The sequence below is a fragment of the Pseudomonadales bacterium genome (assembly GCA_041395665.1).
Lineage (GTDB): Bacteria > Pseudomonadota > Gammaproteobacteria > Pseudomonadales > UBA7239 > UBA7239.
In genome coordinates, this window is record JAWLAB010000003.1 from 316,149 (window position 1) to 327,392 (window position 11,244).

General features: G+C 46.6%; 8 protein-coding genes and 1 pseudogene. 2 read left to right on the forward strand and 7 right to left on the reverse strand.

From position 1 onward, the window contains the following. Positions 1–11: 11 nt before the first annotated feature. Positions 12–920: a 5'-nucleotidase gene (locus R3E63_06215; GenBank protein ID MEZ5539539.1), complete on the reverse strand. Its 909-nt coding sequence runs from the start codon at positions 918–920 to the stop codon at positions 12–14. A gap of 78 nt (positions 921–998) precedes the next feature. Between R3E63_06215 and alr the strand changes: the two genes are divergently transcribed. Then, positions 999–2,087, forward strand: a complete 1,089-nt coding sequence (gene alr / locus R3E63_06220) for an alanine racemase (protein ID MEZ5539540.1) — start codon at positions 999–1,001, stop codon at positions 2,085–2,087. 24 nt (positions 2,088–2,111) lie between these two features. Further along, positions 2,112–2,675 (forward strand): annotated as a pseudogene (locus R3E63_06225) (DUF3465 domain-containing protein). A 9-nt stretch (positions 2,676–2,684) separates the two neighbouring features. Here the strand turns inward: R3E63_06225 and R3E63_06230 are convergent. The 6 genes from R3E63_06230 to R3E63_06255 are packed head-to-tail and all read right to left on the reverse strand — an operon-like array spanning position 2,685 to position 11,067. After that, complete coding sequence (locus R3E63_06230) at positions 2,685–3,890, reverse strand: NADH:flavin oxidoreductase (protein MEZ5539541.1); 1,206 nt, start codon at positions 3,888–3,890, stop codon at positions 2,685–2,687. Positions 3,891–3,924: 34 nt separating this feature from the next. Further along, positions 3,925–4,671 (reverse strand): ATP-binding cassette domain-containing protein, encoded by a 747-nt coding sequence (locus tag R3E63_06235; GenBank protein ID MEZ5539542.1) that lies wholly within the window; start codon positions 4,669–4,671, stop codon positions 3,925–3,927. Continuing rightward, a complete protein-coding gene (locus R3E63_06240) occupies positions 4,607–5,842 on the reverse strand; it encodes an ATP-binding cassette domain-containing protein (GenBank protein MEZ5539543.1) in 1,236 nt (411 codons plus the stop codon). The genes R3E63_06235 and R3E63_06240 overlap by 65 nt, the downstream gene beginning before the upstream one ends. Positions 5,843–5,862: 20 nt before the next feature. Continuing rightward, a complete protein-coding gene (locus R3E63_06245) occupies positions 5,863–8,217 on the reverse strand; it encodes a DNA internalization-related competence protein ComEC/Rec2 (protein ID MEZ5539544.1) in 2,355 nt (784 codons plus the stop codon). A gap of 38 nt (positions 8,218–8,255) precedes the next feature. Beyond that, on the reverse strand, positions 8,256–8,996 hold the full coding sequence (locus tag R3E63_06250) for a lipopolysaccharide kinase InaA family protein (GenBank protein ID MEZ5539545.1): 741 nt from the start codon (positions 8,994–8,996) through the stop codon (positions 8,256–8,258). Between the two features lie 19 nt (positions 8,997–9,015). Then, a complete protein-coding gene (locus R3E63_06255) occupies positions 9,016–11,067 on the reverse strand; it encodes a serine/threonine-protein kinase (GenBank protein MEZ5539546.1) in 2,052 nt (683 codons plus the stop codon). Between the last annotated feature and the right edge of the window lie 177 nt (positions 11,068–11,244).

Consider the following 11,244-nt stretch of genomic DNA (forward strand, 5'->3'; position numbering starts at 1 on the left):
ATAAGCCTGCGTCAGTGTTTCACTTCGTTTGCCACACCATGCGGCACATGGCCTGTAGGCACATGTTGCGATGCGGATTGACAATGCCCCTGCTGATCATCAAAAAACACATCCGCACCGTAAGCTTTCAAAAACTCACCCTTATCTAAACCGCCGAGAAACAGTGATTCATCAATACGAATTTGCCATGCGCGCAGCGTGCGTATCACACGCTCATGTGCTGGCGCAGAACGCGCTGTAACAAGAGCTGTGCGAATCGGGCAGGCATCACCACTAAACTCTGCTTGCAATGTTTGTAAAGTTTGTAAAAAGGGCTTGAAAGGGCCACCACTCAAAGGCTCATGTGCAGCAGCTTTTTCGCTAGCTGCAAATGCATCCAAGCCGCGTGTTTTGAAAACGCGTTCTGCTTCATCAGAAAACAACACAGCATCACCGTCAAACGCAAAACGAATTTCACTGGCATCCGTGTTTGATTTGGATGATCGCAACAAGGTCGCCGCTGCCAAGTTATTTTCTAAGGCCATGCGCACATCATCGGCTTCTGTCGATAAAAATAAATGGCAACCAAACGCGGTGGCATAAGGGTAAGGTGAATGCCCACCGCAAAATGCAGCGCGCACGATGGGCAAGTTGTAATGTTGAATCGAATTAAAAATACGCAAACCGGTATCTGCGGTATTGCGTGATAACAAAATCACTTCTACGCGCGGCTCACCACCCAACAATTGATTGATGCCGAGCAGTTTTTTTACCAAGGGAAAAGCATCCCCAGGCTGTAGTGGATTGTCTTCGTTTGCCACTTGGTGCGCTGCGTACGCTGCCAAGCCTTCCTGTTCGTAGATAGCGTGACTGGCATCCAAATCAAATAACGCACGCGAAGAAATGGCGATCACCAATTTATTGCCAAACCTTTTCGACATAGCGGCACTCCAACAGTCAACACTCGTCAGTCTAGCAGCAACTCGCTATGATAAAAGCTCACCACGGATCGCCTCTGCATGAAAACTCGCGCCATCATCAACACCCAAGCCCTCACACATAATCTCGGTGTTGTGCGTGCATTTGCGCCTCATTGCCGCGTGCTCGCCGTTGTCAAAGCCAACGCTTACGGGCATGGCGTTACCGGTTTACTGCCCTCGTTGCAGCAACACGCGGATGCACTGGCCGTCGCCCGTTTAGAAGAAGCGCAACAGTTGCGTGATACACACTATCAAGGCCGTTTGATGTTGATGTGCGGCGTTAGCAACAACGCAGAATTATCAGAAGCCATCGCACTGCAATTAGATATAGTGGTGCACGACCCCAAGCATTTATCACTATTCGCAGATTACGCTTATCACGCACCGCAACCGACAACGCTGTGGTTAAAAATGGATAGCGGCATGCACCGCCTCGGTTTTATGCCACAAGAATACGCCAGCGCTTTTCAAATATTAAAATCGCTGCCTTGGTGCAAAGAAATCATTGGCATGACGCATTTTTCTTGTGCCGATGAATCTAAAAAAAACGCACCTGAAAAAAACACCACGCAACAACAAATCGATTGTTACGAACATTACACACAGCATTTGATGTTGGATGATCACAGTCTTGCTAACTCTGCCGCCATCATGGCGCACCCTGCTGCGCATCACGGTTGGTTGCGCCCCGGTTTGATGATGTACGGTATCAGCCCTTTAGAAAATACTGCGCACAATTTGCAAGTGGTGATGCAACTGCAAGCGCAAGTGATCGGTACGCGCACGATTCCAGCAGGTGAAGCGACCGGCTACAACCAACGCTGGCGCGCAAAGAGAGAATCGCATCTCGCTTTAATTTCTGCAGGCTATGCCGATGGCTACCCCATCACTGCACTCAATCAAAGCGTTGTCGCAGTAGATGGTGTGCGCGCGCCCGTTGTAGGTCGCGTTTCGATGGACACTATCGCCATTGATTGCACAGATTTAGCAGAGAAACCCGTCGTCGGCAGTTATGTCGAACTGTGGGGCAATACCATTAGCGTTAACGAAGTGGCAGCAGCGGCTGGCAGCATTTCTTACCAATTACTCACCGCTGTTTCTTCGCGCGTGCCGAGAATTTATTGCTAAGAGATAAGGCAGGACAAAACCGCAATGAGATATTTAGTTATTTTTATTCTTTCACTCACCGCGCTAAATGCAAAAAGTGAGATATATAAAGTTGTTGACAAGCAGACAGGGAAAATCACATACACCAATCAAGAGCCTTTTGATAAATCATCAAAAAATATTGAAGCCATTCCAGAAAAATCAACCAACTCACTGAGTCAAGGAAGTAATTCTTACTCGGCAGAAAACACAACTTCAACCAACGTCTACTCTCGCTCCACCACTAGCGCCGAAGAAGCGTTTGCATCCAGACTGAGCAATGTGCAAATCACTGGAGAAGGCACTGTTAAAAAACTGCTTCCACAAGACAACAATGGCAGCAGGCATCAAAAATTTGTGCTGCAGCTTTCATCAGGCCAAACCTTACTCGTAGCACACAATATTGATTTAGCACCTGAAATTGCCAATCTATCCGTCGGTGACAGAGTTTCTTTTTTTGGTTAGTATGAGTGGAATGAAAAAGACGGCGTCATCCACTGGACGCATCACGATCCAGATGGATCACATATCGCAGGCTGGCTGCGTCACAGAGGCAGAACCTACCAGTAATTCAGTTCTCTACGAAGCCTGCCGCACCGTACACCGAATCCCACCAGGCGCTTCAATCAACCCAGCACATTGATTGCAGTGCGTGCAGCCATTGATGTAGTTGGCATCGGCTTGTGCGTTTTTGACAAAATCTGGATCAAACAATAAGCCGCGACCGAGCTGAATAAAATCAAAACCGCCGTCCATCACACGCGCGATACTTTCATTGCTCGACACGCCGCCCACATAACAAACTTGGCCTTTTTTAACGGCATCGCGCACACGCAGCGCGTTTTCCAACAAATAAGTTTCGTGATACGGATAATAACGAAACAATTTGGGGCCGATCATTTTCAAGCCCACTTTCATCAAGGGATTTTTTTCATGCTCGATCAGCCCAGGCTGAATACTGTCACCATGAAACAACAACATTGGGTTCATTGAGCTCGTGCCATCACTGGGAATAATGCAATCCAAACTAGCATCATCAAGCATTTTGATCATTTCTAAGGATTGCTCGTAAGTGGTGCCGCCTTTCACGCCATCGGACATACTTATTTTCCCTAACAACGGAAAATCATTGCCCACCGCTTTGCGCACGGCTGCTAAAACTTCCAACGGAAAACGCATGCGATTGGCAACGCTGCCGCCGTATTCATCGCTGCGGCGATTGGTGATCGGCGACATAAATTGGCTCAAACCGTAGCCGTGACCAAAATGCACTTCGATGGCATCAAAACCAACCGACTTCATAAATGCCGCTGCACGCGCCATCACCTGCACCCGCTCACGAATTTGCGGGCGCGTCATACCGACGCACAATAGTTTGCCGTAAGCCATGCCCAATAAGTTCGGACCAATGGATGCACTTTTGACGACCCAACCATCCAGCTCGCTATTTTTTGACATTGCTCCTGCATGCGACAGCTGACCGCACACCGCTGTGCCCGTGGTTTTAATCGTGGCAACCATTTGTGACAAAGGTTCGCGCACATATTCATCCATGTACATCATATCGGCGTGCAAGCGGCCATTATTTTCTGCCGCGCAGTAAGCGATATTTGTCATCGCCGTGCCGCCTTCACCGATGCGGCGATGCAATTCTGTCAACGCCGGTGACGGCAAACCGTGCGGTGTTTTTCCCTCAAAAGTTCCTGCTTTAATGATGCGATTGCGCAGTGTGAGACCATTTAATTGCGCGGATGAAAAACACTTCTCTAATGCAGCCTGCGTCATTTTTTTATCCTCGTGATAATTCCATTATTTCTATTTAACTGGCTTCCTGTTCCAGTTGTTCTTGCAATGTAAACCATTCCACTTCATGCGCTTCTATGTTTTGTCGAATACTCGCCTGCTCTAACAACAAAGCCTGCAAACGGTTTTTCTGCTCAACTTCATATAGTGCCGAATCAGCAAGCTGCGCGTCAATAGCAGATAACTGCGTTTGCAATTGGGCAATCTGCTTTTCCAACTGACCGGCTTTTTTACGCACCGCTGCTAGTTTTTCACGCGCCTGCGCTGATTGCTGTCGCTGTGCCTTGCGATCCACCGGAGGTTCTTTGGCGGCCTTATTTTGCCCTTGCGTTGCTGAGGATGCAGTTTTAGATGCAGCACCCGAAGATTCACGCTGCAACGTAATGTGATAGTCCTCTAGCGTGCCATCAAACTCCTCGACTCGCCCATCATGCACGCGCCAAAACTCATCCACGCTGTTGCGCAATAAATGTCGATCATGCGAAATCACCACCAAAGCACCGTTATAGCCCAACAAGGCTTCCGTTAATGCTTCACGCATTTCCAAATCCAAATGGTTGGTGGGCTCATCCAACAGTAATAAATTAGGCCGTTGCCACACCACCATTGCCAAGGCCAAACGCGCTTTTTCACCGCCAGAAAAGGGCGTGATCGGTTCAAGTGCTTTATCACCATGAAAATCAAAACTGCCGAGAAAATTACGGATAACTTGTTCCGTGGCATTCGGTGAAATACGCTGAATATGCAGCAGCGCACTTGGCATTGATATCCAAAGCTTCTAATTGATGCTGTGCAAAATAGCCAATAGCAAGATGCTCACCGGCGACACGATCGCCCTGCTGTAACGCCAAATCACCAACCAAGGCCTTAATCAGCGTGGACTTACCCGCGCCGTTGACACCGAGCAAACCGATGCGTGAGCCTGGCTGCAAATTCACATGCACTTTGTTTAACAAAGGCTTATCACCGTAGCCAATATCTGCATCACGCAAAATTAACAAAGGTGATGAGATTTTATCGCTATCGCGAAATTGAAAATGAAACGGAGAATCCACATGCGCAGGGCTAATACGCTCCATGCGTTCCAATTCTTTCAAACGACTTTGCGCCTGTTTGGCTTTTGATGCTTTAGCACGAAAACGACGCACAAAATCTTCAATTTCTGCAACGCGGCGCTGCTTCTTATCAAAAGTGTCTTGCTTCTCATCAAGACGAATCACACGCATTTTTTCAAAAGCAGAATAATTACCACGATAACTGTTCAGCTGCTGTTGCTCGATATGCACGATATCGCCGACCACATTGTCTAAAAAATCGCGGTCGTGAGAAATAATCAACAAAGTGCCAGGGTACGCTCTCAACCACTGCTCTAACCACAAAGTGGCTTCAAGGTCTAAGTGGTTTGTCGGCTCGTCGAGCAGCAATAAATCTGACTGCGAAATCAAGGCTTGCGCGAGATTTAAACGAATACGCCAACCACCCGAAAAACTATGCACAGGCAAGTTGCATTGCGCTTGCACAAAGCCTAAACCGTGCAGCAATTGTTCAGCGCGATACTCGGCATCGTAGCCGTGCAACACTTCCAAATCGGCATACGCATGCGCCAGTTTATCGTTATCGCCATCGCGTTCAGCTTGCGCAATTTCCTGTTGCACGCGACGCAACACCACATCGCCATCCAACACATAATCAATCGCCGAACGATCACTGGATGACACTTCTTGTGCCATGTGTGCAATGCGCCAATTGGGTGGAATTGAAAATGATCCCGCATCCACTTGCATTGAACCCAGCAACAAGGAAAACAAGCTCGATTTGCCGCAACCGTTGCGCCCTGTGACGCCGACATGCCGCCCAGGGTTAATGGTGAGCGATGCGTTTTCCAGCAGGCACTGCGTACCGCGTTGCAGCGTAATGTTTGAAAGTACGATCATTATTGGCCTGCACAAAAAGACTACTGAATACAGTGCGCATTGTATCTTTCTGCACGCCAAAAATACGCTCTGACGCACAGGGCATTTTCAATCTGGACACCTGCCGCCGTTAAACGCACCGTCACTGCCCCCACTTCTGCCGTATTGATTTGCTGCATACCAAACTCTTGATAACGCCGACTGATCAGCGCAGCAGGATGATGAAAGCGATTTTTATAGCCAGCGCTTACCACAACAGTATCGGCATTTACTGCACGCAAAAACGCTGCAGTGGATGAGGTTTTGCTGCCGTGGTGCGGCGCTATCAACACATCGGATTTCAAGTCCACACGGCTATCCAATAACGCTGCTTCAGCCTGTTTTTCAATATCGCCAGTCAATAAGATTTTTTTACCGCCTGCCGTTATTTGAATAACGCAACTGTTGTCATTTTTTTCACGGGAAACACTGTTTGCCTCAATAGGATACAACACACGAAAATCAACACCATCCCAACGCCAATGCATCCCCGCGTTGCAAGGTAAATACTGTTCACTTTCCAATTTATCTGGTGTTCCAGACCACTTTTGTTTAGTGGGTATTTCTGCCAGTAAACCATTGCGACCACCAGCGTGATCACTGTCCGCATGACTGATCACCAACATATCAATGATGGAAACTCGTGCATTGCGCAAAGCGGTGGCGACAATGTCCCTACCCGCATCAAAGCGTTCCGAATGTTTATCGCCCGTGTCGTACACCATGACATGACGCGCGGTGCGCGCCACAATTGCCAAGCCCTGCCCTACATCTAACACGCGCACCTCTACTTCGCCTTGAGGAAGTTTTACATCCACTGGAAAAATTAATGGCAAACACAAGAGTAAAGAAAACTTTCGCAGCGGTGTTTCTTTTGGCATAAAACACATCACGCCCAAGCCTATGACAGACAGCGATGCAGCCACCAAAGAAATACCGCCCATATCCCACTGTTTATCATCAAAACACTGCAAAATGCCTTGCATCGCATACCAGTAAATATCGAGCGTCCAACCAGACACTTGCAAGAAAAAATTGGCGCACGCATCAGAAATTGGCATGAGGAGCAATGCCACAAAAGCAAATGGCAAAGAAAGGAAACTAACCCAAGGCACCGCCAGCATATTTAATGGCAAAGACAATATCGAGACTCTGCTGTAAACAAACAGCAAAACTGGCACCATCATCACAAACATAATGGCTTGAATACGGAATGGCTCGCGCACATAACGCCGCCAAAAAGATGAAGTATTTATTGCTGCTTGACTGCTCGCTAGCAGAAGGATTGCTGTCGCTGCATAAGTAAACCAAAAACTGCTAGACAGCATACTCAGCGGATTAACTATCACCACCAACAACAACGACATCAAGAAAATAAATGAAACCCTAAACTTCCCATAAAAAAGCCTTTGCAAAACAGCAACACAAACCATGATGAGAGAACGCTGTGTCGCCACAGAAAACCCAGTAATCAAGGCATAAAAAACAGCAAAACCTAAAGACACCACACTCGCCCAATGCTCTGCCGGCCAATAGCGCACGGGAAACACTATCCAACAAACAAGGCGTTTACATACCGCATGAAACAGCAATACAACCAATACAATATGCAAACCAGAAACTGACAGTAGATGAATGGTTCCACTATCGCGCAAAACCTGCCATTGCGTGCTATCAATATCCGCATAATTACCAATCAATAAAGCGGATACTGTACTGCTGGCATACGGACTTAAATTGGCTTGATTGATTGCTGCAGCAATAGTTTGACGCAGTTTCAAAAAAATATTGGGCTCACTGGGAATGCATTCATCAATCGATTTTACATACCCAGTTGCACGATACTCTTCTTGCAACAGCCATGCTTGGTAATCGTACTGCCCTGTATTGAGCAAACCACGCGGCGACTTTAATTTGACACGCAAGCGATACACACAAGAAAAATTAGGGAAATTTTCTTGCTCTTGATTCCTCAACGACAAACGCACTTTTCCGTGCAATTCATTGGCGTAAAAATCAAATTGCCAGCCGTCATTGGATGGGCGAGCAAAATCCATCATTCGCCCAGTAATCTGTAACACACTCCCTTCATCATCCTTCTGCAACCACTGAGTGACTGCATGCTGGCCACAGTATGCAGTCCATGCAAAACCTAGAAAAAACCAGCCCATTAAACACAACCAGCGCCAGCGCATCACCACTAAAGCACCACCAAACAATGCAAAAATGACAATCCATAACTGAGATAGCCACATTGTTCGAAATAGCGCTGCCAAAGCACCCAAAACAAAGACAACCGTGAGCATAGAAAGTGAGACAGGATAGCCATCCTGCTTAAACGCAGTGAAACTGAACACAATGAAACCCTCCATGGTTTCTGTGGTTTTATGATGTATTACCGTCCGTCATAATAGCGTGCAATTTTATGTAACCGCTTTTTGTCCTTCGCGTTGAGTTTTTTTATTCCCATGTATTGTTTGTAAAACCATAAACGCCAACGCAGAGGAATGCATTCTCTGGCAATCTTATCTAAATGCGCTAAATCTTTAACAATACGGTATTCCAAAAATGGCCACACCCAAAATCGCCCACCTGGACAATCAAAGAAATACACATCCAAAGATTCTGTTACCAAAATATTTCGCCAATCCAAATCATTATGCGTAAATTGTTTCTGATGCATGATGCGTGTGTAGCTCGCTACTTTTTGGGCAATTACCAGAAAGTTAGCTTTTTCAAAAATTAGCTTACTTTTATTTTTAGCGAGACTCTCCAGATCGCTAGCACCCAACAACGCAGCCGTGACCAATGCGCCGCGCACAAACCGGCCAGCAATATATTCCTCACCGTAGGCAAGAATTTTTAGTGTTGGAATACCCTGCTGCTGAAACCAGAACAAATTTTCCCACTCTGCTCGCGCTCGTGAGCGTACAAAATACAAGCGAGTGCGCCGTTTGCCAGGCACGAAGCGCTTCATATAAAACACTTCACCGTTGATTTCGTGCAGGGTAACCGTGTTACACGGCCCTTTACTTATACGCTTTCCCTGCAAGGCAAGACACTCTTCCATGGTTGCCAAACTATTTCTCAGGCCTTTCTCATCCGCCAGAGAAGTAACAGTCCATTGTGTTTTCATTTCTTAGTCACTATCACTACTATGAAAAATCACGTGAGTAGGCATCATGTAACGCTTTCTGCATTTCAGCCGCAGAAGCGTAGCGATTTTCTGGATTTTTTTGCAAAGCTTTTGCAATGATGCGTTTTGCACTAGCAGGTAATTCAGGCCGCACCTCATCAACGGGCTTGTATTTGCATTGCACAATTTGAAAAGTGAGGTTGGCGATATTATCAGCTTTGAATGGAAGTTCACCCGTCAGTAATTGATAAAAAGTAACGCCCAAACTAAAAATATCGGTTTGCGAAGTCACTTGCTCACCGCGAATTTGTTCCGGCGACATATACAACGGGCTACCCAATAAATCACCAGTTTTTGTGCGCGTGGCGGAACCGTCCATAATGCGCGCAATCCCTAAATCCGCCACTTTCACTTCATTGTTTTGTTCGTCGTAAAGAATATTGCTGGGCTTAATATCGCGATGAATAATGCCATGTGTGTGTGCACAATACAGCGCATCAGCTGCCATGGTCATGATGTAGTACACCAACTCCACATCCAACAAGTAGCCTTTGTGTGTATGTGATGACAAGGCAACACCGCCCACATAGTCCATCGCGATATACGCTAAATCATGCTCTTCACCTACATCATGAATTGTCACGATATTGGGATGACGCAACTTACCTGCCGCCGTTGCTTCGCGAAAAAAACGCTCCTTAATATTCGGTAATTCCGATGCATCAAATAAATTGTAATGCAGCGTTTTAATGGCAACTTGACGGGAAATTTTTGGATCAAAACCCAAATAAACGACGCCCATTGCTCCGCGTCCAATTTCACGCTGAATTTGGTAACGCCCTAAATACTGCCTTGGCTCTTGTTTAGCCGCAGGTACATTCATTGACTGACGATTACGCGCGGTAGCCACGATGGTGGAATCTTCAAAACCTGCCGTTACTGCAGCACCATCCATCGTTGGCTGAATTCTTTGCGTCATCTCTTGTTTGCGACTATCGGATTTTTTAAATACTTTTGACCACAACGACTGTGGCTTTTGCACTGTGCGCGCCAACGCTGTTTTAGCAGCAGGATTAACGGCTGGGTTAACAAGGGGTTTCGCTGCTGGCTGATTAAAAGAGCGCTGCACACACCACAAAAATACCAAGAGATGCCCAAAGCACAAAAACACCAGCCACTGTGAAATAGGAAACCATTCACGATGTACGCTCAACATAATTTGTTGCGCCAATATCAGCGCCAAAGCCATCAATCCTGATAGCAACGCCCCCAAGCGCACACTCAGTAATGGCAGCGCAAACAAATAAAATGCCAACGCAATAGAAATACACACATGCAATAATAAAAACGATTTAAAAGGTGCAGCAAAGCTAGCCTGACTCAAACTAGCAACCGACAACAATAAATCATCAGCATCCAAATCATTTTCTTCGCCAATCACTACCACTTTATTCTGCAACAAACGCAATGCTGACTGATCTTTAACACTGGATAACGAATAGCGAATGCTCGACGGCAACGAAAAGCCATCATCAATTGAAAAGAAAGGCAAAACCTCAGCCGCTTTTGATGTAGAAATTAAGGTATCTTGAATTTTTATACCCTGTATCGGCAACCATTCAGGCTTTCGTGCATTCTGTTGCAGAGTAAAAAGCGCTAAACGCGCATCGTAACGAACAGCGTCTTCACCCTGCCAAAGTAGCGACTTAGACAAAGTACCGCGTTGTGTTTGCGGCGCTGAAATCCCAATTAACTCACCTGAGCCATTGGGTAATAACGGTAATGTTTTTCCAAGCAATGATGGCGCAGTGGCGGCATCACTCATCACTTTTGTTCTCAACACACGCTCGTTGGCTAATAGCGAACGATAGGTAGACATTCTGCCGGCCACCACTCGCAACCACTCTGATGAATCAGCAATTATCGAAGGCTGAGCGTGTTCCAATAAATCATTGAGACTGTATTCATTCCATAGATTATCGTGCAGTACCAACGCAGCAGCTTTCATGCTACTGGCTTGTAATTGTGCAAGAAACGCCATCATGTCAGCTGCGCCAGCAGGGTCATGCATGAAACGCTGCATCTCTTTACGCGGGACATCAATTCGAACAAATGTCGGCGCCAGATCATCCATATGGCCTTGTAATCTCACACCCAGCCGAAACAGCGCTCGATCAATTCCATTAAAGCCAGACAAGCTTGACGAATTTCCAGCCAAGCCTATTGCGAAAAAAAACAGGGAGAACAG

What these genes read in the sequence shown, in the direction of transcription:
- R3E63_06215 (MEZ5539539.1), bottom strand. Translation starts at nt 920, where the DNA reads ATGTCGAAAAGGTTTGGCAATAAATTGGTGATCGCCATTTCTTCGCGT.
- alr (MEZ5539540.1), top strand. Translation starts at nt 999, where the DNA reads ATGAAAACTCGCGCCATCATCAACACCCAAGCCCTCACACATAATCTC.
- R3E63_06230 (MEZ5539541.1), bottom strand. Translation starts at nt 3,890, where the DNA reads ATGACGCAGGCTGCATTAGAGAAGTGTTTTTCATCCGCGCAATTAAAT.
- R3E63_06235 (MEZ5539542.1), bottom strand. Translation starts at nt 4,671, where the DNA reads ATGCCAAGTGCGCTGCTGCATATTCAGCGTATTTCACCGAATGCCACG.
- R3E63_06240 (MEZ5539543.1), bottom strand. Translation starts at nt 5,842, where the DNA reads ATGATCGTACTTTCAAACATTACGCTGCAACGCGGTACGCAGTGCCTG.
- R3E63_06250 (MEZ5539545.1), bottom strand. Translation starts at nt 8,996, where the DNA reads ATGAAAACACAATGGACTGTTACTTCTCTGGCGGATGAGAAAGGCCTG.
- R3E63_06255 (MEZ5539546.1), bottom strand. Translation starts at nt 11,067, where the DNA reads ATGCATGACCCTGCTGGCGCAGCTGACATGATGGCGTTTCTTGCACAA.